The following is a 23,789-nucleotide window of genomic DNA, read 5'->3' as shown; positions in this document are numbered from 1 at the left end:
CCATTCTAAACTTGGATGCTTCTTTTAGGGTAATAAAATCCAAGTTTAGATTTTTATATCGATATAAAAAAGTAATAGACAACAATTTTTAGGTGATAAAAGAAGCATTGGTAAAAACGGATTCTCAGAAATCAACAATAAAATACGAACATGTTAAATTACAAGTTGGGCACAAAAGTATTTTCAGCATTAATTTTATCAATCCTGGTTTTTATCAACCCAGTTCATGCGCAACAGGCAGACAACGGCAACGGCACTTATACCAATCCGATTATTTGGGCCGATTTTCCGGACAATGACGTGATCCGCGTTGGTGATACTTATTATATGGTTACCACTACCATGAACTATTTTCCGGGCGTGCCGGTGATGGAATCTAAAGATCTGGTTAATTGGAAATACCTAAGCGACGCCGTTCAGCGGATTCCCGGATATCCGGCGTACAACATGCAGGGCGCAACACGTTATGCGCATGGCCAATGGGCGAGCAGCATCCGCTATCATAACGGGCAGTTTTACATCCTTTTTGTAACGCTGGACGAAGGCGGGTTTCTTTGTACGGCCAAATCTGCGGCCGGGCCATGGAAGCTGACCAAACTACCAAAAGCTTATTATGATGCCGGTTTGTTTTTTGATGACGACAATAAAATCTATATAGTACATGGTTATTCAAAACTTAATTTAACGGAGGTGAACCCTGATTTATCGCCTAAATCAAAAGATACCATAATTTTTGAAGGCAAACAACGCGGAGGTTTGGAAGGAAGCCACGTTTACAAAATCAATGGTTATTATTATTTGTATTGCACTTATGGCGGCGGCGACGGCTACCAGGTTGCCATGCGTTCCAAAAATATTTACGGTCCGTACGAAGAAAAAGTGGTGTTGAAAGATGACATGGGTTTCCGAAAAAAAGGCGTGCATCAGGGCGCATTGGTCCAAACGCAAACGGGCGAATGGTGGTCGGTTTTGTTTCAGGATCGAGATGCCATTGGCCGTGTGCCCACGCTGCAACCGGTTACCTGGGTTGATGGCTGGCCAATGGTTGGCGTAAACGGCAAAGCGGTAACCACTTACAAAAAGCCAAACGTAGGCAAAAGCTGGCCGGTTACCATTTTGCCAAAATCAGACGAATTTAACCAACTCAAATTGGGTTTACAATGGGCTTGGAACCATAACCCGAACGATAGTTTGTGGTCGCTTACGGAACGGAAAGGTTATCTGCGCCTGAAAACCGGCAAAATAGTTGACAATCTGAGGCTTGCCCGAAATACATTGACCCAACGGCCGTTCGGCCCGGCATCAACCGGAACGGCAGAATTTGATGTCAGCCATTTACAAGAAGGCGACGTGGCAGGATTGGCCATTTTTCAGGACCCTTATGCCTATATCGCCGTGCAACTGAAAAACGGAAAAAAACGTTTGGTTATGGCGGTAAACGGGCAAGAAACCGCCGCAATAGAAAACCTGGCTTCAAATAAAATTTATTTACAAGCTAAAGTAGATGCCAATACCGATAATGCCACGTTTTTTTACAGCACTGATAATATCAATTTTAAACAACTTGGAAACGAATTTGCCATGAAATTCAATTTATCTGTTTTTACGGGCAACAAGTTCTGCCTGTTCAATTATGCAACCCAAAAGCCAGGCGGTTATGTAGATATAAACTGGTTCAGGATGCAGGTGGCCAAAAGAAAGTGATGCTGTTTTTATCAGGTAAAAAATCAACTTTAACACCAATTTTACCGGCATAAAAACAGCATGTCAAGTTTAGGCGGAATGGGGTTTAAACAAGTTCTAACATGTATATAAAAATTTTAAAACAGTGCAGTCTGCTTATCCTGGTTTTGATAAGTGTTGCAGGCCGGGCGCAAGTGCCGCGCATGTATTTCAGCGATACTACAACAGCAGGGACTTCGTTGGCCAAAGACCCGATAGTTGTAAAATTTAAAGGTAAATACCTGATGTATTATTCGCGCAAGGCTTCCAACAACAGCAGTAACGGAATGCTTGGCTGGGATATTGGCATCGCCCAAAGTACAGATTTGTATAATTGGGTCAAAATAGGCGAAATCAAGCCTGCTGCCGCTTATGAACAAAAAGGTTTATGCGCGCCCGGTGCTATTTTAAAAGACGGTAAAATCCATCTTTTTTACCAAACTTATGGCAACGGTGCCAAAGATGCAATATGCCATGCCGTATCAACCGACGGGATAAATTTTAAACGTGATACAAGCAACCCGATTTTTCATCCTGCCGGAAAATGGACCAACGGCCGGGCAATAGATGCCGAAGTTTATCCTTTCCAAAACAAATACTTTCTCTATTTCGCCACGCGCGACAGCAGCGGGCAGATACAAAAGCAGGGCGTGGCCAGCGCGTCAATCGGTGCAAATTTTAGTAAAAGCACCTGGAAACAAGCCGTTGATTCGGCCATTTTAAAACCTGTTTTGCCCTGGGAAGGAAATTGTATAGAAGGTGCAAGTATCATCAAGCGCAACAACAAGCTTTATATGTTTTACGCAGGCAATTACAACAATGCGCCGCAACAAATCGGGGTAGCGGTAAGCAGCGATGGCAAAGTATGGAAACGGCTTTCTAACCAACCATTTTTACCAAACGGCAAACCTGGAAGCTGGAACAGCAGCGAATCCGGCCATCCATGTATTTTTGAGGATAGCAATGCTAAAACTTATCTATTTTATCAGGGGAACAATGATAATGGCAAAAGCTGGTATTTGTCTAACATTGAAATCGGTTGGACAAAAAATGAGCCGTATATCATTAAATGATCAAAGGTTGGATTGATCAGCTTTGTTTAAGTTTCGTTTAAAAAACAAATGCTTCTTTTATGCCGGTAAATTTGGTTTTTGCAATTTGTTCCGATGCGAAAAAGCGGTAGCAACCACCAAATTTTAGGTGGTAAAAGAAGCATAGAAATTAAATTGAACAAATTTTGAACTGGCTTTTAAGTAAACTATTATAGTTTGACTTAAACAAAATCCTCAAAACAAATTAAAAAAATTATACTCTAACCTAACCAAATACATATTCTGCGAATTACGCGTCATGCTGTTATATAAAGGTGTCCGATAAGAAAAATCAACCCGGAAAACACTGTTGAAAATAAACTGAACGGCAGGCGCAGCATCCAGATAACTTTGCTTGTAACTTGGATTGGTTTTACCTAATAATTCCAGGTAAAAGTTTACGTTGGTTTGATTGTAATTAGTATAATTCTTCGGAAAAAGTAGATAACCGGAAGAAAGCGTATAAGCAACCGCATCTTTTGCAAAACCAACCGGGATTTGGTTGTTCTGATTGTTAAATCCGCGCAAATAACTGATGGAACCCGAAAGTGCCAGTTTATGCAGCAATTGCGTAAAAACCAGTCCGCTTTGCAAGCCGGAATTATCACCTTCCAAAGCAATTTCCTGATTCAAAATCGGATTATTTATACTTGATGCCTTGATAAAAGCTGCGCCACGAAAATGCTTTTGCACCGAATCAACCGAAAAAAATCGGTATTTAGCGTAAGCACTAAAACCTTCCAAATGCTGTTTTTGCAGGTAAAAATCTGATACATAACCCGAAGCGTGGATCATCCAGTTTTTGCTTGCGCCATACATGATTTCTACCGTACTTCGGTTACGAAAATCAGGGTTAAAATAACCCTGATTTTCTAACCGTAAACCTAAAGAATGCCGCGCCATATTGCTGGCAGGTTCGGATTGTACATATAATTCCTGGGCAAAAGCAGTTAAGGTTGATGCCAAAAAGCACCAACTCAGCCAAAATATTTTCATGTTAAATTTTGACTTAAATCGTTAAATGATAAACTTTCTGGCCGCCCATCATGCCACTTTTATAACAAGGAAAAGTGGTTTGTGCGGCATATTTTTTATAAGCAGAAGCTGGAATGAAATTTTTATCAATTACCGTAACAGGCGTAACGCCGTTCAACGTTTCGGCTTTTACATTTAAAAAGTGATACGTGTTACCGGCATAATTAAAATGGAAATTGTTGTCGATTTTTAAATTGTCAAAGTTAAAAGAAGCCGTTAGTTTATTTACCGAAAAACCGGCGTCCAGCACTTTTTTGCTGATGGCATCCAAGTTTACATCCGCATCTTTTTTAAAGGTGAGCACAAATAAATTACGGTTTAAATCAGGCTTGATATCGCTAATAAAAGTTAAAGTGCGCAAAGATTTTTCGGTTGCTTTAGAACACATGGAACAGGTTAAACCGCTTACCTGTAAATCGGCTTTAACAAATTGTGCTTGTACAGAAGTAATGGAAATAGCTAAAACAGCTAATAATATTTTAAAGGATTTCATCGGGATTGATTAAAAATGTGTTGTAAAAAAAGTATCAACAGCTGGAAAAAACTGTTTAAATTTTGCTTTGATCACAACTTGATCAGATCCGGAAATTTTGATTTTTAAGAAAAATAACTTGGCCGTTAAGCGGAGGCCCACGTTCAGCAGAAAATAAGGTTAAGTGATTGATAGTTGATCCTTCATCCAAAAAATGAAACCGGACAACAGCAACCGGCAACGCCAAATTTATGCTGCTAAAAACAGTATGTGCCGTTTGGTGCGCATCTTTTACTTTAACTTCCAGGTGGGTGTTTTTGCAGCATTTACTGCTCATGCCGCACTCTTCTGCCGTTTTGTTCAGGCCAACGGAGGCAATGTTTTTACCACAAAAATGCAGGTTCATCACAAAGCCCGTTGCCGTAACAAGGTAAAGCAACGTAACTAAAATGATTCCTGGTTTTTTTAACATCGCTACAAAATAACGCAAATAATTGCATACTGGTAGCTGTTTTTAAAATAAAGAAGCATCTCAGTTTTTAATTAAGATGCTTCTTTTATCGGTATAAATTTTGTTTACTGTGCCGTTTTAGCGTCGGCTTTCATTTTATCGTTTGCCACAATTACAATTTCCACGCGGCGGTTTTGCGCCCGGCCTGCTTCGGTTGTGTTATCGGCAATCGGGTCGCCTTCGCCCTTTCCTTCGGTTGTTAAACGCGTGCCGGAAACACCGTTGGAAGTGATGGCATATTTTACGGCATTGGCACGGCGAACGGATAAATCCTGGTTGTAAGTTGCAGAGCCGGTATTGTCTGTATAACCTATAATCATGATATTGGTGTCCGGGTTATTTTGCATGGAAGTGGCCAGATTTTGCAGATTAGTGGTTGCAACCGGTTTTAAAGCAGTTTTATTAACGTCGAACAAAATGCCCGAATCAAATTTTACAATCAAGCCTTCGCCTTCCCTAACCACATCTGCACCCGGAACGGTTTGTTTGATCTCTGCTGCCTGACGGTCCATTTTCCGGCCGATGAACGCACCGGCAGTACCGCCAACAGCACCGCCAATTAAAGCACCAATTGCGGTATTACCGGCCCTTCGGCCTATCAAAGCACCAATTGTACCACCTGCACCGGCACCAATTGCTGTGCCTTTTTGGGTTTTGGTAAACGAACTGCAACCCGTGTTGAACGTAGCTGTAAGGGCTAAAGCGATACAAGTGAGGGCTAATTTGGGGGATGATTTTTTCATGATCTATTTAAGTATTTGTGATGCAAGTTACAAAGCTGATGCCAATTTAGTTTTGATTTATATTTGAAGCCATGAACATGGATAAAAAAATAAGCATTTTAGGCTGTGGCTGGCTCGGTTTCCCGCTGGCCAAAAGTCTGCTTAAAAATGGCTGGCAGGTAAAAGGTTCTACCACAACTTTGCAAAAAATTATGTTGCTGCAAAACGCCGGAATTGACGCATTTTTAATACTGGCTGATGCTGAAACTACTTTTCCGGATGCTTTTTTTGAAAGTGATGTGTTGTTTATCAACGTGCCGCCATCGCGCAAAAGCGGACAGAGCGGGTATCTGGAAAAAATGCGGCATTTGCTGTTGGCCATTGAAAATACTAAAGTGCGCAAAGTGGTTTTTATCAGTTCTACATCTGTTTACGGCGATGTTTGCCGGGAAGTTACCGAGACCGGGCCCACCGTTCCATCAGAACTGGCACAGGCAGAAATGCTGTTTTTATCGACTAAAAATTTGCAAACAACGGTGGTTCGTTTTGGCGGTCTGTTTGGCCCGGACAGAAACCCGGGCAGGTTTTTCAAGGATAAAAACAGCATCCCGAACGGTTTGGTACCGGTCAACTTAATCCATTTGCAGGACTGTTTAGGCTTGATCGAAGCCATTTTGAATCAGCCTGAAACCGGCGTTTATAATGCCGTTGCGCCATCGCACCCAACCAAAAAAGAATTTTACAGTAAAGCCATTTTAAAAATGGGTTTGGCCGCACCGGAATTTTTAGACGAGAAAACGGATTGGAAAATCGTCAGTCCGCAAAAAATCATTGCTGATTTTGATTACCGGTTTCAATATCCTGATTTAATGAAATGCTTGGATGATCCGGCCGCGTTTTAAACCTCTTCTGCAATAAACAAAAGCGGCTGTGCAAACTTCAGCGTAAAAAACCCGTCGGCTTTGGTTTGATATTGATTATGGCTGATCTGATCCAAACCCTCAAAGCTTAAATCTTTTGGCGGATGAATGATTTCGATCCGTTCCCCGGTAGTTTTCCACTTGTTGAAACCACTGCTTATTGGGTAAATTTTTTGGTTTTGGCTGAAAATAACCAGCGTGATCCGGTCGGCAAAAACCAAAAAATCGGCCATGCTTCTTTTACCGGTAATAATATTGACGGCCGGATATTTTTCATCAACCAAAAACTGCAAACCGGTTTTTAAAGCGTTTTCCAGGATTGGTACAACGCGGAGATGTTCCTGCAAAAACCTGTTCTCGGTTACCGTCAGCAGCACATCAAACTTAATCCCCAAACTTTGCATTTTTTCTGCCGATCCGTCATTCACTAAAACGGTCGGGCTCCATTCTAAAAGCTGGCCTAAATGTTCTTCCTCAAAATCAGTTAAATCCAAAATTAGCAGTGCAGGTTCTTGTTTTTCGCGGACGATGTGGTGGGACGACATTTTTAAGGTTAAAGGGCAAAGGTAAAAAGGGCAAAGGTAGAAATGGCAAAAAGCGTTTAAGATTATTGCATATTCCTTTTAATCCTTAACCTTTCCAGCTTTGCCCTTTCCTCACTCCAAAAATGTGAGCAAACTATGCTGCCCGGCCGTATGGAAATCGCGCCAAACGCGGTTGATTTCCGTATCCGGACTGGCTGCCTGCAGCCCGCAAAAAGGATACAATTGATCAACAGTTTCTCGGGCTTTTTTGGCAAGCAACCGGCTGGTTTTGCTCACTTCCTGCAATGCTTCTTTTAGCGTACTTTTTTCGTTGTTTGGCGTGGACCAGGATTTGTTTAGGGCGAAATAAAATGCTTCCCGGAGTTGGCCAAACTCTGTTTCCAGGCGGCGGAACGTGTTTCTCAAAACTGTTTTTTGGTTGATGGAAAGCTTATTTAAACCCAGTTTCTCCTGAAAAATAACTTCTGCCAAATTCATAAAATGAATAGCCATTCCAGATAAGTTGGCCGCCAAAGTAGCTTCTGCCAATTGCAAAAACGGATAGCGGTATAAAGGTTGGTCAACTAAAGCAAAATCCGGGTTGATCCTGAAACTCCGGTCAGCAGAAACCTTCAAATTGTTGATCTCGAAAGCGTCGCTTCCGGTGCCCATCATGCCCGTATATTTCCAGGCGGTTATGAGTTTTACATCTTTTTTATCGATAATGAACGATAGGATTCGCGGGTTTCCATCTTCGCCTAAAACCGTTTCCTGTGCTTCTTTTACCACACAATTTGCGGTGAAATGCGTGGCATGTTGTGCGCCGCTGGCATATTTCCAGCTTCCGTTCAGCACAAAACCATTGCCCGAAATTGTAGCCGTTCCGTTGGATGCGCCGCTTCCTGCCAGGCAAACTTTTGGATTTTCAAAAATAGCCGATGCTTCTTTTACCGGCATAAAACCGGCAAACCAGCCCGCGCCGCTGCACAAGGTAACCACCCAGCCGAAACTGCCATCAGCCCAAGCCAGGCTTTCTTCTAACTGCACCATTTCCGGCAAGGATTTCTGGTAGCCGGAATAAACTTCGGGCACCAATAACTTAAACCATTGCTGCTGGTAAATCAGTTGCAATTGTTTGGGCTGAAGCAAGCCTGTCCGTTCGGCTACTGTCGCTTCCGATCGGATAATTTCGGCCCATTCGGGTTGAAGTAATTGGGAAGGATGAGAAACTTGCATGTTAGAAATTTGGTTCGGGGCGTGAGGTGCGAAGAGCGTGCCGGTAAATCTTTTTCCAATCAAAATAACCAAAAATAGCCACCACAAACAGAAAAATAGTAAGTAAAGCAAACAGCGGCAGGTTTTTGTAAAACAGCAGCGGCATGGCAAACAGATTACTGAGGTTGAGGACCAACCAGTTTTCGATCTTCCGGCGTGCCAGCAGCCAGGTGCCTGCCCAGGCGGTTGATGAAACCCAGGCATCCCAACCAGGCACGTTGGAATCGGTATAATTTTTAATGGCTAAAAACAGTATCGCCCAGCCGCCAGCGGTAATCAGCAGGCAAACCAGCCATTCGTTTTTGGTGGTGTAGGAGATCGGGACGGGCGGCTCATCACGTTTTTTCAGCCAAAACCACCAGCCGTAAATGCTCATTACAATATAATATAAGTTGAGCAAAGTTTCGGCATATAATTTTGCTTCCAGCAGCAAAACGATGGAAAGCAGCGTGCCGATCAAGCCCGCCGGGTACAGCAAAACATTGTTTCTTTTTGCCAATAAAACTTCGGCCACGCCAAAAAACACGGCCAGCCATTGCAGCCAGCCGGTTTCTTTTAACTGTTCTGCAAGCAGTTGCAACCAGTAATGTAGGTTCATATTTCTGCGGATGCTGTTTTTATCTACCTAAAACCTGACACTTAAACCAGCCAGAAAATTGCGCGGTGCCTGCGGATAATAATAATTGTAATTCACAACTTTTCCGCCTTCGATATCCGGGTAAACGGCACCATTTGGCTCGTATTTTTCGCTGAAAATATTGTTGATTAAAAAAGTTGCCGTAATATTTTTAACCGCTTTTAGGTTGAAAGTATAACGAAAACGCAGGTTGTTCACAAAAAAAGCGTTTAGTTTACGGTCATCGCTGGAAGTATTGTCCAGAAATTGCTTGCTCACATATTTGCTGATGAAGGCAATTTCGCCGCCTTTAATTGGGCGGTAACCAATCTCGCTCGAACCCACAAAATCCGGCGAATACGCAATGTCCGTTTTTTTATATTGCTGATTTAAAACGGTTTGGTCGTTATCATAATTGTACAAATACTGCCGGAAGTTTTTCACTTTATTGGTACTTAAAGCTGCCGCAACCGACCAGTACAAAGGCTGCGCGATCTGTACGCGCCCGTCAAACTCCAGACCGGCGCGGTAGCTGGTTTTTACGTTGCTGCGGATGGCCGCGCCCACATCGTTCAAACTTCCCGTCAAAACCAATTGATTATCATACAACATATAAAAACCGTTGACGCCACCACTGAAAACGCCTTGCTGCGTGCGGTAGCCGGCTTCAAAATCATACAAAGTTTCTGCTTTTGGGCGGCTGGATGCCGTAGAGCCAACGTAATCATCACGGTTCGGTTCATGATTTCCTACCGCAAAAGAAGCATACAGGTTATTGGTTGGGTTGAGCTGAAAATTTAAGCCCAATTTTGGGTTGAAAAAGTTTAGCTGCGCGGATTGCTGCACGTTGTTCAGGTTTTGATCGTAGCCCAAAAACGAATAATAGATGTGCCGGTACTGCAAATCAGCATAAAGATTTAAGCGGCCTAACTGGTAATTTACTTTCCCGAAAATGTTGAAATCCGTCTTAAAAGCATTGTTGCGCGAATATTCGTAATCCGGCGAAATGTTGGTGCTTTGCTGCGTCCACTCAATGCGGTTATAATGCTGGCCGCGGTATTCGTTGTAAGCACCGCCCAGCGTAAAGTTCAGGTTTTTCCTGGCCTGATAATCCAGGTTGTACGTAACGCCATAGAAGTAATTGGTGAGCCAAAGCCTTCTGACCAAGTCTGTTGTATCCACGCCCGTAATTACCGGTGTTAAATTATATTTTGCAAAAGGCTGGGCAGTTTTATATTCCTCGTAATAACCGCTGCCCTGCGTATAATGCAACGCACCGTTGAACGATAATTTGTCAGAAAGCTTTTGGTTGAACAATAATTGATAATGGTTTTGGGTGTAATTATCTGTTTGGTTTTTGTAGAACTCGCCGTTTGGCATCAAACCCAAATCATTGTAAGTACGGTTTCCGGCCATGATATTCTCTTCGGAAACACCATCCCAGGCCTGATAAGTTTTTTCTGACCCGGAGAAAACGTTTAATCTGATCAATGTATTTTTGCCGTAATAAGCACCGGAAAGGAAGTAGGATTTCAGGTCAGACGAAGCGCGGTCAATGTAACCATCAGAATGAACGCGCGATAACCTTCCGTCAAACGTAAAATGATTGGCAACCAAACCCGAACCTAAACCAACCGTGTTTTTAACCGTGCCATAAGAACCAGCCGAGTTGTCCAGTTGCGCGTAAGCAGAATCCTGCCGAGTGGTGGTCTGGATATTCAAACTCGCCCCAAAAGCACCCGCACCATTAGTAGAAGTGCCCACGCCGCGCTGAATCTGGATGTTATCTACCGAAGAAGCCAGATCGGGCAGATCAATAAAATAACTGCCCTGACTTTCGGCATCATTAAGCGGAATACCGTTTAAAGTTACATTGATGCGCGTAGCATCAGAACCACGGATGCGGATGCCGGTATAACCTACGCCTGCGCCAGCATCCGAAGTAATTACCACGGAAGGCGTTTGGTTGAGCAGATAAGGCAAATCCTGGCCTAAATTATTTTTGGCGAGTTCTTTTTTGCTGAGGTTGGTGTAGGTGAAGCCGGATTTTGCGCTGGTCCGGGTGGCGCGCACAAAAACTTCATCTGCCTGTATGGTGCTTCTTTTAAGGGCAAAATTTTGGGTTTGATTTTGGCTGATGCCGACCGTTTGCCGTATTTGTTGGTAACCGATGTAGCTGACGGTCAAATCATAACTGCCGTTTTTCAAATTCCGGAACTGATAATTTCCGTTCTCGTTCGATGCTGTTTTTATAGGTGTTTTTTCGATGACGACGGATGCGCCGGGCAAAGTTTCGCCGGTTAGTGCATCCGTAATTTTCCCCGACAGGGAAAACTGCGCCGCGGCCAAAAATGGCAGCAGCAAGGCTGTAAAAGCCAATAGAAATTTTTTCAAAATGTAAATAATAAACTGTAGTTAAACCATCTCCGCGCCAGGGCGAACGCGCAGTACACTTAACTTTACCTCTCCCTACGCCGGCATTACCCGGATCAGGTGCGAAAAGCGGAGAACTTTCGGCTTTCAGCAATCAGCTTTCAGCCCAATAGCTGATCTCTGATTGCTGACAGCTACTGGCTATCAGCTTCTCTGGGTTTGATCTCAGCCTGTTTTTCAGTTGGTAGATAACGACCTGCAGATCGAAAACTATTACCAAGCAAGGCACCCCTTGAGAATTTGGGCAAAGATAGTTTTTTAATTTGGAAAAAGAGAGAAGAAAGGAAGTCCGGAAGAGAGAAAGACCGAAAGTCCGGAGTATTTGAAGTATCCTGACAAAAGTTATTTCAACCAATAACCAATGATAATGCCAACAATGCCAAAAGCCCATTTTAACTTATCGCTATTGGCAGGCTCGGTTGCGATGATATAAATACAAAACAATAGCAGAACCGCTGTAATTCCAATCTGAACTTTAATTTTCAGTTTGGATGGTGTGGTTGTCATCAGGATTTAAAAGCGTTGATTACCCTTTTGATATTTTCACCGAAAAAAGATTCGTGCGTAACTTCATCTTCCTCTTTTTGCTCGGTAGAATTAGCCGTAAACCTATTTTCTTTTACAACTTCACCACCAATTTTTTGAATATAAGAAGCAACATCGGCAGCTTTGCTTTCAGGGATTTTAATGCTTATCGTTGTCATGATGAATCAGTTAAAACAAATATACGTTTAATTTTGAAAGTTGTTTATCGATAAAATTATCGTAACCTACTTTCCGCTTAGCCGGAACAAACAACCATACTTCTTTTATCACCTAAAAATTAGTGTTGTTTGCGTTAAGCCTTTCTACCCTTCACCTTTCCGCCTTTAACCTTGAAACCTTTCCACCAAAAACCCTACTTTTGCAGCTTCAAACAAAAAAGCATAACGATGCTCAGAACAAATACTTGCGGCGAATTAACTTTAAACGATCTTGGTAAAATGGTTACGCTATGCGGCTGGGTACAAAAATCGCGCGATTTAGGCGGAACTACTTTTATGGATGTGCGTGATCGTTATGGCATCACGCAATTGGTTTTTAATGATGAAACTACTGCGGAGATCAAAGAGCTGGCCCGTACTTTAGGCCGCGAGTTTGTGATCAAAGCCACCGGAAAAGTAATCGAACGTTCCAACAAAAACCTCAAAATCCCGACGGGCGAAATTGAAATTGCGGTTGCTGAGCTGGAAATTTTAAATCAATCTAAAATTCCGCCTTTTTTAATTGAGGATGAAACCGACGGCGGCGAAGAGTTGCGCGCCAAATATCGTTATCTCGATCTCCGCAGAAACCCGATTAGAAATAACCTGATTTTGCGCCACAAAATGGCGCAGGAAATACGTAAATATTTAGACGGACTGGATTTTATCGAAGTAGAAACGCCGGTTTTAATTAAATCTACGCCAGAAGGTGCACGTGATTTTGTGGTACCGAGCCGCATGAACCCGGGTGAATTTTACGCGTTGCCGCAATCGCCGCAAACCTTTAAGCAATTGCTGATGGTTTCCGGTTTCGACCGTTATTTTCAGATTGTAAAATGCTTCCGCGATGAAGATTTACGCGCAGACCGGCAGCCTGAATTTACGCAAATCGATTGCGAAATGTCCTTCATCACGCAGGAAGATATTTTGAATGTTTTTGAAGGTTTGGTGCGCACTTTATTCAAAAATGTAAAAGGAATTAATTTGATAGAAGTGCCGCGCATGACTTACGCCGAAGCCATGCGTTTGTACGGTTCTGATAAACCGGACACACGTTTTGGGATGCAATTTGTAGAGCTTAAAAACACTATTAAGTCTGCAAGCGAGGCTCCTCTCCTTTGGAGAGGCGGCGGTGAGGCAACTTTCCCTGTTTTTGAACAAGCTGAACTAATTGTTGGCATCAATGCAAAAAATTGCGCTTCCTACACACGCAAGCAACTGGACGAGCTGACAGATTATATCAAACGCCCGCAAATTGGTGCTACGGGTTTAATTTATTTGCGTTATAATTTGGATGGAACTTTAAAATCTTCCGTAGATAAGTTTTACAGTGAAGAAGATTTGAAAAACTGGGCAACGGCTTTTGAAGCAGAACCCGGCGATCTGATGCTTCTTTTAGCAGGTAAAAAAGAGAAAACACGCAAGCAACTGAACGAATTGCGTTTGGAAATGGGCACACGTTTGGGTTTGCGCGATAAAAATACGTTTTCGCCACTTTGGGTTTTGGATTTTCCGTTGCTGGAATGGGACGAAGAAACCGAACGTTATCACGCGATGCACCATCCCTTCACGTCGCCAAAACCGGAAGATCTAACGCTGCTGGAAACCAATCCCGGAGAAGTACGCGCCAATGCTTACGATCTGGTGATTAACGGAACAGAAGTTGGCGGCGGCTCCATTCGTATCCACGATAAAAGTTTGCAGGCTTTGATGTTCAAACATTTGGGTTTCTCCGCAGAAGAAGCACAAAAACAATTTGGCTTTTTACTGGATGCGTTTGAGTTTGGCGCGCCGCCGCATGGTGGTCTGGCTTTTGGTTTTGATCGTTTGTGCTCGATTTTTGCCGGACTGGATTCCATCCGTGATGTAATCGCTTTCCCCAAAAACAATTCGGGCCGGGATGTGATGATTGATTCGCCATCCACCATCGACCAAAAACAATTGAACGAACTAAAAATAAAAACAACTGCTTAACCGTTACCAACAAAACTTCTACATGAAAAAATACTTATTATTTTTTGCTGTTTTTACCATACTTTTTTCGGCATGTAAAAAAAGTGACACTGCTACAACTACACCAACTGTTGATCCGGCTGTGCAAGCTAAAATTGATGATGATAAGATTCAGGCTTATCTGGCTGCAGATAAAATTATTGCTACCAAAGATGCGTCTGGTTTATATTATGTAGTTGTTGATCCCGGAAGCGGAACTGCTCCAACTATAAATTCCACTGTTCGTGTGGCTTACACAGGACAATATTTGGATAAAACAGTTTTTCAAACAGTTCCAAATATAAGTTTTCCATTAAGTGGAGTAATCAAAGGCTGGCAAATTGGTATTCCGTTTATCAAGTCGGGTGGCCGCATTATTTTATACATTCCTTCCGCATTAGCTTATGGCCCTGCTGGAAGAGATTCTATACCGCCAAACACTGTACTGATATTTACTATTGATTTATTTCAAGTTCAAGGCTAAATTAATACTTCTTTTACCGCACAAAAAGCAGCATGATGATATGTCATGCTGCTTTTATCGTATAAAATCCAGTGCTTTTAACCAAAAGAAAGCGTATTTTAACCAGTCTTAACAAATTTGTTACAGCTTACTAAAATTTTTAACTTTTAATTTGGGTTGATGCTAAATTTTAGGTGATAAAAGAAGCATTGTCAAATCATCAATCCCTTCAACAATAAAATCAGATGAAAAAAACGGTACTCGGCACTTTTTTACTTACCATAAGTATTTCTGCTTTTGCGCAAACAACCATCATTCGCCAGGATCCGCAAATCAGTAAAATGGTGGACGAGGTTTCGGCTAAAAATATCGAAACGATTGTCAGAAAGCTGGTCAGTTTTAAAACCAGGCATACTTTAAGCGATACCACCAGCAAAACCACCGGCATCGGTGCAGCCCGAAACTGGATCAAAGCAGAAATGGAAAGCTACGCCAAAGCTTCCGGCGGAAGGATGCGGGTTGATTTTGATACGTTTATCCAGCCTGCGGGCGGCCGGATTGATAAGCCAACGGTGCTGAAAAACGTGCTGGCCACGCTAAAAGGGACCGACCCGAACGATACTCGGATTTACGTAGTTTCCGGCCATTATGATTCCCGTGTAAACGATATAATGAACGCTAATGCAGTTGAACCCGGCGCGGTGGACGATGCTTCCGGAACGGCTTTATCGATGGAACTTTGCAGAGTGATGGCTACCCGGAAATTTCCAGCAACCCTGATTTTTATGGCCGTGGCAGGCGAGGAGCAGGGTTTAAACGGTTCTACCAACGTGGCCAAACGTGCCAAAGCCGAAAACTGGAACGTGGATGCCATGCTGAACAACGATATTGTGGGCAACACTTACGGCATGGAAACCGGGCTGAAAGACAACCGTAGTGTGCGCGTGTTCAGCGAAGGCGTGCCATCTACGGCCATCGCTTCCAGAACGGATAGTTTGGCCGCGCGGCGTGCCGGTATCGCCATCAGTTCTTTGGTTAATAATGGTGGCGAAAATGATAGTCCGTCGCGCCAGTTGGCCCGTTACACCAAAGAAATCGGCGAGCGTTATGTGGCGCAGCTTGATGTAAAAATGATTTACCGCCGAGACCGTTTTCTGCGTGGTGGCGACCAGACACCTTTTTTGCAAAACGGTTTTACCGCCGTTCGTTTTACAGAAATGAACGAAGATTTTAACCGCCAGCACCAGGACGTCCGCAAAGAAAAAGGCGTAGATTATGGTGATTTGCCGGATTTTGCCGATTATGATTACATCCAAAAAGTTGCCCGCATGAACCTTTCTGTGTTAGCAAATTTAGCTTTGGCACCGGCCGAACCGCAAAATGTGGGCGTAATTACCAGCGGCCTCACCAACAAAACGCAATTGAAATGGGAAGCACCAAAAAGTGGCAAAAAACCGGCCGGTTATTATGTGCTGATGCGGGAAACCATCAGTCCGTACTGGGAAACTAAAACTTTTGTAACGAATACCAAAGCGACGATGGATTACTCGAAAGATAATTATTTTTTCGCTATACAATCGGTAGATGAATTGGGGCACGAAAGTTTGCCGGTTGTGCCGAAACCGATAAGATAAATTCTGATGATTCTTTTATCGCTAAAAAATCTTGTAGTCAATATTTTGCTTTATGGAACTAATCTGAAAATCCGTTCCAGTTCTTTATCTGAAATCGAACCCTGATCAGATTTATCGTAAATAGTAGCAAGGTAAACTGTTGTCGCTGTGATTTTTAAATAGGTGATAATTCTCGCACCACCAGATTTTCCTTTTCCTTTGGAAGCAATAGCTAAACGTATCTTGAAAAAATTATTTCCAAGTGCTTTGCCTTGATTTGGACTATCAACCAAGCTTTCAACAAGATCAGATAAATCCTTTTTTAAAGAAGGATATTTTTTAATAAACCGTTTAACTTGTTTGTCAAAAATAGGAATGGAAGCAACTTCATAACTCATCCAACAGTTCTTTTACAGGCCGGGCTTTCAATTTGCCCTGTTCAATCAATTGTAATTCTGTTATGGCTTCTTTTAATTCAATCAAAATCAGGCTTTTATCAGGTTCAGCTTCCAGTTGTTCCAAATCCTGATACTGTTTTTTCAACGTTTTCCACTCTTTGATCGGGATAAAAACGCCGGTAGGTTTGCCTTTGCTATTTTGTATAATCTGTACGCTCATGTCGATTTTCAGTGTTACTCAAAAATACAAAATAAAGTTTATGAAATCAGGAGGTTGATTTATACCAATGCTTCTTTTACCACCTAAAAATCCTTACCAAACCTGCTCCTTAACCACTTCGCAAACGGTTTGGAACAGGTTCATCCTGTTGGAAAATAGAGAAATGGTTTCGGCACTGGCCACCCGGAAAGCGCGCAAATGCTCCAGTTCATAATGGATGCCCAGCAGCAAAGCCAAAATTACAGGTGCTAAAAGAAGTATGAACGGGTTGGTGTTGCTGATGAAGTTTTTCATGATCTGTTGGTTTGATGAACCAAAGAAAAAACTAATTGCTGCGCCTTTAAATCTGTATTAGGCAAATCAGTAAGAAAAGCCGGTGAATGGCATTTTTTTGCCGATGAAGTTTTTACCGGAAGACATAAAACACTAATGTTTATAACTTATTGATACTAAAAGCTTATTTAAATTTTTGTTCAGTTTACTTCCTATGCTTCTTTTATCACCTAAAAAATGGTAAGCTTTTTAGTTTTTTGATTGAGTAAAATTGATGCAGACACCAATTTTTATAGGGTAAAAGAAGCATTGGCATTCTTTCTTTATAAATTTAAACAGGTTCTAAGATTTTTTAACCGGCTCTAACAAATCCCACAGATTACCATAAATATCTTTAAAAACGGTAACAGTACCATATGGTTCTTCCTTTGGTTCTCGAACAAATTCGATTCCGTTCTCAACCATTTTTGAAAAATCCCTTTTGAAATCGTCTGTGTACAGAAAAAAACCAACTCTACCACCTGTTTGATTGCCAATGCTTAGCTTCTGTTTTTCATCTGCTGCTCTTACAAGTAAAACGCAGCATTCGGTAGAACCAGGCGGTGCAACTAAAACCCAACGCTTTGTTGCAGTTAAAACAGTATCCTCTACCAAAATAAAACCAAGTTTTTCAGTATAATATTGGATTGCTTTGTCGTAGTCGTCAACAACAAGTGCAAAATGTGCTATAAACTGCTTCATGGTTTAATCAATCCTGTCCTAATGCTTTCTGAATTAAAGCTTCTACATGCTTTACCAAAATTTCTGCAGACTGTTCCGGTTCGATCATCGCCAAAACCTCAAATTCCAGTTTTAAAAAAGTTCCTAACGGGAAAGTGCCGAAGCGTACCATTTTCCAGGAATTGCGGATTACAATTGGAACCAGCAAAGCTTCCGGGCATTTTTTGAGCAAAGTAGCCACGCCGGCACTTTGAAAATCTCTTACAACGCCATCTTTTGAGCGCGTTCCTTCCGGGAAAATTACGGTTGACCATCGGTTTTCTTTCATCCGCGTACCTAATTTAGCCAGTTCTGTTAATGCCTGTCGCGGGTCTTTTCGGTTGATATTGGCACCGCCGCCATGTTTCAGGTTGTAGGAAATGGACGGGATGCCTTTGGTCAGCTCGATTTTAGAGATAAATTTGGCGTGATACTTCCGCAGAAACCAAATCAGCGGCGGAATGTCGTACAAACTCTGGTGGTTGGCAATAAAAATAATCGAACGGTTTTTCGGTAAATTAAAATGATTGATAAAACTCACCGGATTACCAAGTAAATAATACGTAGAAATCAAGCAGGCGTTCAACACATCAACCACAAATTTGTGCGCTTTGTAGCCAAACCGGGAAGCAAGCCATTGCAGCGGATGGAAAAGCAGCAGAAAAAAAGTAAAAGCGATGTAGTGCAGCGGCGTTAAACCATAACTCAACAGTTTTTGCATGGTAAAAGAAGCATCAGATTTAAACAGGTAATCGGTTTTCTGCCAGCAAGATATGAACTTTCAAAACAGCGGCAACCGTAATGGCATCCGTAATTTCGCCGCGGCAAACCATTTGGTAAACTTCCAGAAAAGGCATTTTTTTAATAATCAGCTGCTCTGTTTCTTCCGGTTCGGCTTCAAATTGTTGCAGGTTTTGGGCGAGATAAACGATCGCTTCTTCATCACAAACCGAATTGGAAAGATGCATCCGCAGGAGTTCTGTCCATTTTGCTGCTTTTAGGCCGGTTTCTTCCAGCAGCTCACGCCTGGCAGAATCTAATGGTTCCGCATTTAACGGTCCGCCGCCTTCCGGCAATTCCCAACTGTACTGATTGATCGGGAAACGATACTGGCCAACCATATAAATATGTTGGTTTTCATCCAAAGCAACAATTCCGATGGCTTTGTTTTTGAAATGGACTTTGCCGTAAATCCCCGGGTTTCCGGCCGGGTTAAGCACTTTAAATTCGGTTATGTTGATCCAGGGATTATCGTAAATGTTTTTTTCGGAATTGATTTTCCAGGGATTTTCTTCGGATTGCATAGAGGTAAAAATAATAAAATATTTAATCGGAAAATCAACCGGCAGCTTTTCGGTATTCGGGGACATTCACGAGTAAAATCCCAACCAAAATAATAAGTAAACCGATAAGCTGGCCTTTTAGTAATTGTTCGTTGGCAAAAAGCCATCCCAAAAACACCGCAACAACCGGATTAATATACGTATGCGTGCTGATAATGGCCAGCGGTCGCTTTGTCATCAGCCAAACGAAAGATAAATATGCGATCAGTGAGCCGAAAATAATCAGAAATAAAAGTGCTAGCCAGGATTTTGCAGGAACTTGTGTAATGGAAAAGCCTGAAATTTCATGGGTAAAAACAGCAATCAAAGCGCAAACTATTGCGGCAGAAAGTAGTTGCACGCTGCTGTTCATCATCACAGAACTTTTTCCGCGGCTGCTGTTGATCAGCAATGAACCCAAAACCCACCAAATTGTGCTCAGTAAAACCACAAACGTGGCAATCAGGCCGATTTGGGAATGGTTGATTTGCAGATGACCGGACTTCAGGAACATTAAAATCCCGGCAAAACCCACCAGCAAACCCAAAAGGATAAATTTATCGGAAAAATACTCGGGCCAGCGTTTCCGATCTAAAACCAAAAACCACAGCGGTTCTGTCGCCACTAAAATTGCAGCTTGGCCGGAAGTGATGTATTGTTCGGCCCAGGCAATCATCCCGGTGCCGCCAACCAGCATCAAAATGCCGCTGAATGCTTGTTTTATAAGGAGTTTTTTGGGCGGGAAATTTTCGCCTTTTGATTTGGCGTAGATCAGCAAAATCAATCCGGCAACGAGATAACGCAGACCAACCAAAATAAAAGGCGGAAAACCGGCCAGGCCAAAAGTTACCGCAAGGTAGGTAGAACCCCAAATAATATAGATATTGAAGAAGGCAAACAGCAGCAACAGCCGCTGGAGCAAAGGCTTATGCTGCATCTGAAAATTTTAATATCAGCCCGAAAAAAGTATGCTAAAAGAAGCATCGGCTTATAAACCGAACGCTTCTTTTACCTTATCTAAATAGTCCAGTTTTTCCCAGGTAAAAAGTTCAACCTCAATTTTGGTTTCTTCGCCGTTCGGGCTGAAAAAGGATTTGGTTACCGTTTCCGGTGATTTGCCAAAATGACCATAAGCGGCCGTTTCCGAATAGATTGGGTTGCGCAGTTTAAAACGGGTTTCGATGGCGTAAGGCGTCATATCAAAAATATCGGAAACTTTTGCTGCAATTTCGCCGTCGTGCAGATCAACTTTTCCTGTTCCGTAAGTATTTATATAGATTCCCATCGGCTGCGCCACGCCGATCGCATACGAAACCTGAACCAATACTTCGTTACAAACCCCGGCGGCAACCAGGTTTTTGGCAATGTGCCGCGTGGCATAAGCCGCAGAACGATCTACTTTTGATGGGTCTTTTCCGGAAAACGCGCCGCCGCCATGCGCACCTTTGCCGCCGTAAGTGTCAACAATAATTTTACGGCCGGTCAAACCGGTATCGCCGTGCGGGCCGCCGATTACAAATTTTCCGGTTGGGTTGATGTGATATTTGATTTCCTCATTAAAAAAGTGCGAATATTTAGGATACTTTGCTTGAACACGCGGAATTAAAATGCTGATTATGTCTTCGCGGATTTTATTAAGCATCATTTTTTCTTCGTCAAAATCATCATGCTGTGTAGAAATTACGATGGCATCAATACGGATTGGCTGATTATTGTCGTCATATTCCAGCGTCACCTGAGATTTTGCATCCGGGCGCAGGTATTTAATTTCATTATTTTCCCTGCGGATAGCGGCCAGCTCGATTAATAAAGCATGTGCAATATCCAAAGTCAGCGGCATATAATTTTCGGTTTCGCTGGTGGCATAACCAAACATCATCCCCTGATCGCCGGCACCTTGCAAAGCTTTATCTTCCCGGTCAACACCTTGGTTAATATCCGGCGATTGCTCATGGATGGCCGATAAAACGCCGCAGGAACTGCCATCAAACATGTAATCGCCTTTGGTATAGCCAATTTTATTGATCACGTCGCGGGCAATTTTTTGCACATCCAGATACGCTTTGGATTTTACTTCCCCGGCCAAAATAACCTGCCCGGTGGTAACCAGCGTTTCGCAGGCAACTTTAGAATCAGGGTCAAAGGCCAGAAAGTTATCAATCAAGGCATCAGAAATCTGATCGGCAACTTTATCAGGATGTCCTTCCGAAACAGACTCGGAAGTAAATAAATATGACATAATTATTTTTTATAAAAAATTAAAAAATGCAAAAAGAAGCCGTTGGGAAGGATCGCAGCACGAAAAGAATATACATTTTAGCACTTTTTTTCAGGTGGTTGCAATCAATTCAAATCAGTCCACTTTCAGGCAGCAAAATTAAAATTATTTTATAAAATCGATTATCCGGTTTAATTTTGTTTGTGCTGGAACGGATGCTGTTTTTATGGCATAAAAATCAGTGTAAATAAAATTTGAAAACTAAAAATTTATTTGTCATACTTGTGTTTAGCAAATTCTTGCAGATTAACTACACAGGCAGACTAAATTACAGGCATAAAAACAGTATCAACCTAAATTGAGCAAGAAAAATAAAAATATTTCGGGCGTAATGTATTCTACAGATCCTGATTTTGTATATCAGGAGGAAAACATTTTTGCGCAACAAACTTTACCACCGCAGCAACAGCAACTAAAAATTTATCTGGACCGGAAAGGCAGCGGAAAATTAGTGACACGCATCAGTGATTTTAATGGGACGGAGGACGACTTGGAAAAGCTTGGCAAAAAGTTGAAAACCAAATGCGGCGTTGGCGGTTCGGCAAAAGACGGTGAAATTTTGATCCAGGGCAATTTCCGCGATAAAGTGCTTGAAATACTGCTTTCTGATAATTATAAAGCAAAAATTGCCGGCGGTTAAGCAAAAATTTTTACGTTTAAAAATTATGTGTATATTTTACATTTTAACATTTGCATAAATTGATTTTTTTGTTTTTCATTGTAAAATCAAACCTGATATAAATATAAGAAGGGAATATTTTATCAGCCTTAAAAATAAATTAAATTGCTGTTGCTGCTCTTTTTTTAATTATTCAAAAACTATAAATTTGTTATTGCATTAACATAATACCATTATTAAAATCTATATTTACTAAACTAAAAATCTAACCAAAACTAAACAAACTTAAAAATGGCAACTACTCCACCAAAACCAACAACCGTAACTAAAGAAAGCTCTGGTTCTTCAAGCATCTTTGCAACCTTAGTAATCCCAATCGCATTTGTTGTAGCATTATTGATTTACATTTTCGTTTTAGGTGATGCCAGTCACTATAAAGGAGGTGATGTTGAGCATGGTGACCCAAATGATTATTTTGGAACTGTGCACAGAGGCGGCCCAATTGTGCCGGTGTTGATGACTTTTTTATTATGTGTGATCATTTTTTCTATAGAGCGTTTTGTAGTGATCGGAAAAGCAGCAGGTTCTGGCAATGTTGATTCTTTTATTAAAAAAGTACAAGCTTATTTAAACTCCGGTAACATCGAAGCTGCAAGTGCTGAGTGTGATAAACAAAAAGGTTCTGTGGCCAACGTAATAAAATCAGGTTTGAAAAAATATCGTGAAATGGAAACAGAAACCAACATGGATGTTGACCAAAAATGCTTGGCTATTCAAAAAGACATTGAAGAAGCAACATCTTTAGAAATGCCCATGTTAGAGCAAAACTTGACTATTATTGCCACTCTGGTTTCTATCGGTACATTAACCGGTTTGCTGGGCACGGTAACAGGTATGATCAGGGCGTTCGCTGCATTGGCAACATCAGGGGCACCTAATCAGGCTGCATTGGCAACAGGTATTTCTGAGGCTTTGATCAATACGGCTTTAGGTATCTTCACTTCAACCCTGGCAGTTATTGCATACAACTATTTTACTTCTAAAATAGATACTTTAACTTATGCAATTGATGAAACAGGGTTCAGCATTGTTCAAACTTATGCTGCATCTCATAAAAACAAGAGCTATTAATAGTTCTTGTTTTTGAAACAGAATTAATTACTATAATCAAAACCATATATGCCAAGAGCACAAATCAAAAGAAAAAGTACCGCGATTGACATGACAGCAATGTGCGATATGGCTTTTTTGTTGCTGACCTTTTTTATCCTTACCTCAAAGTTTAAAACAGAAGATCTGGTTCCGGTTGATATTCCGGGTTCCTCTGTTACAATTAAACTGCCTGATGATGTAGCAATTATAACTGTTGGCCAAAACAAGGTTTTCTTTGGAATGGAAGGGGAAGCAATCCGTAGGCAAACTTTAGAAAGCGTAGGGCAAAAGTATAATGTAACTTTTACACCAGAAGAAAAAGCTGTTTTTGAAACTCTGCCATCTTTTGGGGTGCCGATTCAAAGCCTGAAACAGTTTTTGGATATGTCACCAGATCAGAGAAAAGAGTTAAAACAACCGGGGATCCCTACAGATTCTGTAAGTAATGAATTGTTTAATTGGGTTCGTGAAGCAAGGGTGTCTGCAAAACTATTAGTGAACAAAGAACTGCGTATCAGTATCAAAGGCGATAGCAAAGAAGAATACCCGGTTATCAAAAAAGTAATCGATATTTTACAAAAGCAAAAAGTAAACAAATTTAGCCTGATTACATCATTGCGGGCTGCAAATTAATTT

General features: G+C 41.8%; 27 protein-coding genes and 1 riboswitch. Of the genes, 9 read left to right on the top strand and 18 right to left on the bottom strand.

Annotated elements, in window-relative coordinates:
• Positions 1-150 precede the first annotated feature (150 nt).
• Together ACOFKR_RS16530 and ACOFKR_RS16525 are read left to right on the top strand one after the other, a co-directional pair.
• Positions 151-1,704, top strand: coding sequence for a glycoside hydrolase 43 family protein (locus tag ACOFKR_RS16530; protein ID WP_419801904.1), 1,554 nt, complete (start codon positions 151-153; stop codon positions 1,702-1,704).
• Between the two features lie 101 nt (positions 1,705-1,805).
• Entirely contained in the window at positions 1,806-2,795 is a 990-nt protein-coding gene (locus ACOFKR_RS16525) for a family 43 glycosylhydrolase (RefSeq protein WP_419801903.1), read from the top strand.
• Between the two features lie 213 nt (positions 2,796-3,008).
• On the opposite strand, the gene ACOFKR_RS16520 is transcribed toward ACOFKR_RS16525, so the two are convergent.
• The 4 genes from ACOFKR_RS16520 to ACOFKR_RS16505 all read right to left on the bottom strand — a co-directional run bounded on the left by ACOFKR_RS16520 (position 3,009) and on the right by ACOFKR_RS16505 (position 5,574).
• Entirely contained in the window at positions 3,009-3,809 is an 801-nt protein-coding gene (locus ACOFKR_RS16520; protein WP_419801902.1) for a hypothetical protein, read from the bottom strand.
• Between the two features lie 13 nt (positions 3,810-3,822).
• Positions 3,823-4,341 carry a heavy-metal-associated domain-containing protein gene (locus ACOFKR_RS16515; protein ID WP_419801901.1) on the bottom strand — a complete coding sequence of 173 codons (519 nt, stop codon included), beginning with the start codon at positions 4,339-4,341 and terminating at the stop codon, positions 3,823-3,825.
• A gap of 82 nt (positions 4,342-4,423) precedes the next feature.
• Positions 4,424-4,792, bottom strand: a complete 369-nt coding sequence (locus ACOFKR_RS16510; protein ID WP_419801900.1) for an HYC_CC_PP family protein — start codon at positions 4,790-4,792, stop codon at positions 4,424-4,426.
• 104 nt (positions 4,793-4,896) lie between these two features.
• Positions 4,897-5,574 carry an OmpA family protein gene (locus ACOFKR_RS16505; RefSeq protein WP_419801899.1) on the bottom strand — a complete coding sequence of 226 codons (678 nt, stop codon included), beginning with the start codon at positions 5,572-5,574 and terminating at the stop codon, positions 4,897-4,899.
• Between the two features lie 71 nt (positions 5,575-5,645).
• On the opposite strand from ACOFKR_RS16505, the gene ACOFKR_RS16500 reads away from it, so the two are divergent.
• Positions 5,646-6,455 carry an SDR family oxidoreductase gene (locus ACOFKR_RS16500; RefSeq protein ID WP_419801898.1) on the top strand — a complete coding sequence of 270 codons (810 nt, stop codon included), beginning with the start codon at positions 5,646-5,648 and terminating at the stop codon, positions 6,453-6,455.
• On the opposite strand, the gene ACOFKR_RS16495 is transcribed toward ACOFKR_RS16500, so the two are convergent.
• The 6 genes from ACOFKR_RS16495 to ACOFKR_RS16470 form a co-directional block, all read right to left on the bottom strand.
• Complete coding sequence (locus tag ACOFKR_RS16495; RefSeq protein WP_419801897.1) at positions 6,452-7,018, bottom strand: thiamine diphosphokinase; 567 nt, start codon at positions 7,016-7,018, stop codon at positions 6,452-6,454. The genes ACOFKR_RS16500 and ACOFKR_RS16495 overlap by 4 nt on opposite strands.
• A 111-nt stretch (positions 7,019-7,129) precedes the next feature.
• Positions 7,130-8,233 carry an acyl-CoA dehydrogenase gene (locus tag ACOFKR_RS16490; RefSeq protein WP_419801896.1) on the bottom strand — a complete coding sequence of 368 codons (1,104 nt, stop codon included), beginning with the start codon at positions 8,231-8,233 and terminating at the stop codon, positions 7,130-7,132.
• Between the two features lies 1 nt (position 8,234).
• Positions 8,235-8,870, bottom strand: coding sequence for a nicotinamide riboside transporter PnuC (gene pnuC / locus ACOFKR_RS16485; protein ID WP_419801895.1), 636 nt, complete (start codon positions 8,868-8,870; stop codon positions 8,235-8,237).
• Positions 8,871-8,897: 27 nt separating this feature from the next.
• Entirely contained in the window at positions 8,898-11,282 is a 2,385-nt protein-coding gene (locus ACOFKR_RS16480; protein ID WP_419801894.1) for a TonB-dependent receptor, read from the bottom strand.
• Between the two features lie 55 nt (positions 11,283-11,337).
• A riboswitch (TPP riboswitch) is annotated at positions 11,338-11,486 on the bottom strand.
• Positions 11,487-11,663: 177 nt separating this feature from the next.
• Positions 11,664-11,828, bottom strand: a complete 165-nt coding sequence (locus tag ACOFKR_RS16475; protein ID WP_419801893.1) for a hypothetical protein — start codon at positions 11,826-11,828, stop codon at positions 11,664-11,666.
• Positions 11,828-12,025, bottom strand: coding sequence for a hypothetical protein (locus ACOFKR_RS16470; protein ID WP_419801892.1), 198 nt, complete (start codon positions 12,023-12,025; stop codon positions 11,828-11,830). The genes ACOFKR_RS16475 and ACOFKR_RS16470 overlap by 1 nt, the downstream gene beginning before the upstream one ends.
• A gap of 228 nt (positions 12,026-12,253) precedes the next feature.
• Here ACOFKR_RS16470 and aspS point away from each other — a divergent pair, with 228 nt between their 5' ends.
• The 3 genes from aspS (at position 12,254) to ACOFKR_RS16455 (ending at position 16,153) form a co-directional block, all read left to right on the top strand.
• Positions 12,254-14,038 carry an aspartate--tRNA ligase gene (aspS, locus tag ACOFKR_RS16465; protein WP_419801891.1) on the top strand — a complete coding sequence of 595 codons (1,785 nt, stop codon included), beginning with the start codon at positions 12,254-12,256 and terminating at the stop codon, positions 14,036-14,038.
• Positions 14,039-14,060: 22 nt separating this feature from the next.
• Complete coding sequence (locus ACOFKR_RS16460) at positions 14,061-14,540, top strand: FKBP-type peptidyl-prolyl cis-trans isomerase (protein WP_419801890.1); 480 nt, start codon at positions 14,061-14,063, stop codon at positions 14,538-14,540.
• Between the two features lie 224 nt (positions 14,541-14,764).
• Positions 14,765-16,153 (top strand): M28 family peptidase, encoded by a 1,389-nt coding sequence (locus tag ACOFKR_RS16455; RefSeq protein ID WP_419801889.1) that lies wholly within the window; start codon positions 14,765-14,767, stop codon positions 16,151-16,153.
• Between the two features lie 50 nt (positions 16,154-16,203).
• On the opposite strand, the gene ACOFKR_RS16450 is transcribed toward ACOFKR_RS16455, so the two are convergent.
• The 8 genes from ACOFKR_RS16450 to metK form a co-directional block, all read right to left on the bottom strand.
• Positions 16,204-16,530 (bottom strand): type II toxin-antitoxin system RelE/ParE family toxin, encoded by a 327-nt coding sequence (locus ACOFKR_RS16450; protein WP_419801888.1) that lies wholly within the window; start codon positions 16,528-16,530, stop codon positions 16,204-16,206.
• Positions 16,520-16,750, bottom strand: coding sequence for a hypothetical protein (locus ACOFKR_RS16445; RefSeq protein WP_419801887.1), 231 nt, complete (start codon positions 16,748-16,750; stop codon positions 16,520-16,522). Before ACOFKR_RS16445 ends, ACOFKR_RS16450 begins: the two co-directional genes overlap by 11 nt.
• Positions 16,751-16,843: 93 nt before the next feature.
• A complete protein-coding gene (locus tag ACOFKR_RS16440) occupies positions 16,844-17,044 on the bottom strand; it encodes a hypothetical protein (RefSeq protein WP_419801886.1) in 201 nt (66 codons plus the stop codon).
• Between the two features lie 321 nt (positions 17,045-17,365).
• On the bottom strand, positions 17,366-17,764 hold the full coding sequence (locus ACOFKR_RS16435) for a VOC family protein (RefSeq protein ID WP_419801885.1): 399 nt from the start codon (positions 17,762-17,764) through the stop codon (positions 17,366-17,368).
• Positions 17,765-17,771: 7 nt separating this feature from the next.
• Positions 17,772-18,503, bottom strand: coding sequence for a lysophospholipid acyltransferase family protein (locus tag ACOFKR_RS16430; RefSeq protein ID WP_419801884.1), 732 nt, complete (start codon positions 18,501-18,503; stop codon positions 17,772-17,774).
• Between the two features lie 19 nt (positions 18,504-18,522).
• The gene (locus ACOFKR_RS16425; RefSeq protein ID WP_419801883.1) at positions 18,523-19,152 is read right to left on the bottom strand and encodes an NUDIX domain-containing protein; all 630 of its coding nucleotides are present in this window, start codon (positions 19,150-19,152) and stop codon (positions 18,523-18,525) included.
• Positions 19,121-20,041: an EamA family transporter gene (locus ACOFKR_RS16420; protein WP_419801882.1), complete on the bottom strand. Its 921-nt coding sequence runs from the start codon at positions 20,039-20,041 to the stop codon at positions 19,121-19,123. The genes ACOFKR_RS16425 and ACOFKR_RS16420 overlap by 32 nt, the downstream gene beginning before the upstream one ends.
• 51 nt (positions 20,042-20,092) lie before the next feature.
• Positions 20,093-21,343 (bottom strand): methionine adenosyltransferase, encoded by a 1,251-nt coding sequence (gene metK, locus ACOFKR_RS16415; RefSeq protein WP_419801881.1) that lies wholly within the window; start codon positions 21,341-21,343, stop codon positions 20,093-20,095.
• A gap of 337 nt (positions 21,344-21,680) precedes the next feature.
• Here metK and ACOFKR_RS16410 point away from each other — a divergent pair, with 337 nt between their 5' ends.
• From ACOFKR_RS16410 to ACOFKR_RS16400, 3 genes are all read left to right on the top strand, one after another.
• Positions 21,681-22,022 carry a translation initiation factor gene (locus ACOFKR_RS16410; RefSeq protein ID WP_419801880.1) on the top strand — a complete coding sequence of 114 codons (342 nt, stop codon included), beginning with the start codon at positions 21,681-21,683 and terminating at the stop codon, positions 22,020-22,022.
• 270 nt (positions 22,023-22,292) lie between these two features.
• Positions 22,293-23,132, top strand: coding sequence for a MotA/TolQ/ExbB proton channel family protein (locus ACOFKR_RS16405; RefSeq protein WP_419801879.1), 840 nt, complete (start codon positions 22,293-22,295; stop codon positions 23,130-23,132).
• Positions 23,133-23,180: 48 nt separating this feature from the next.
• Complete coding sequence (locus ACOFKR_RS16400; protein ID WP_419801878.1) at positions 23,181-23,786, top strand: ExbD/TolR family protein; 606 nt, start codon at positions 23,181-23,183, stop codon at positions 23,784-23,786.
• The last annotated feature ends 3 nt before the right edge of the window (positions 23,787-23,789 follow it).

Source organism: Mucilaginibacter sp. (genome assembly GCF_965201005.1).
In the GTDB taxonomy this organism is placed as follows: domain Bacteria; phylum Bacteroidota; class Bacteroidia; order Sphingobacteriales; family Sphingobacteriaceae; genus Mucilaginibacter_A.
The sequence above is the reverse complement of the archived record's forward strand: the minus strand, read 5'-3'. Positions and strand labels throughout refer to the sequence as shown.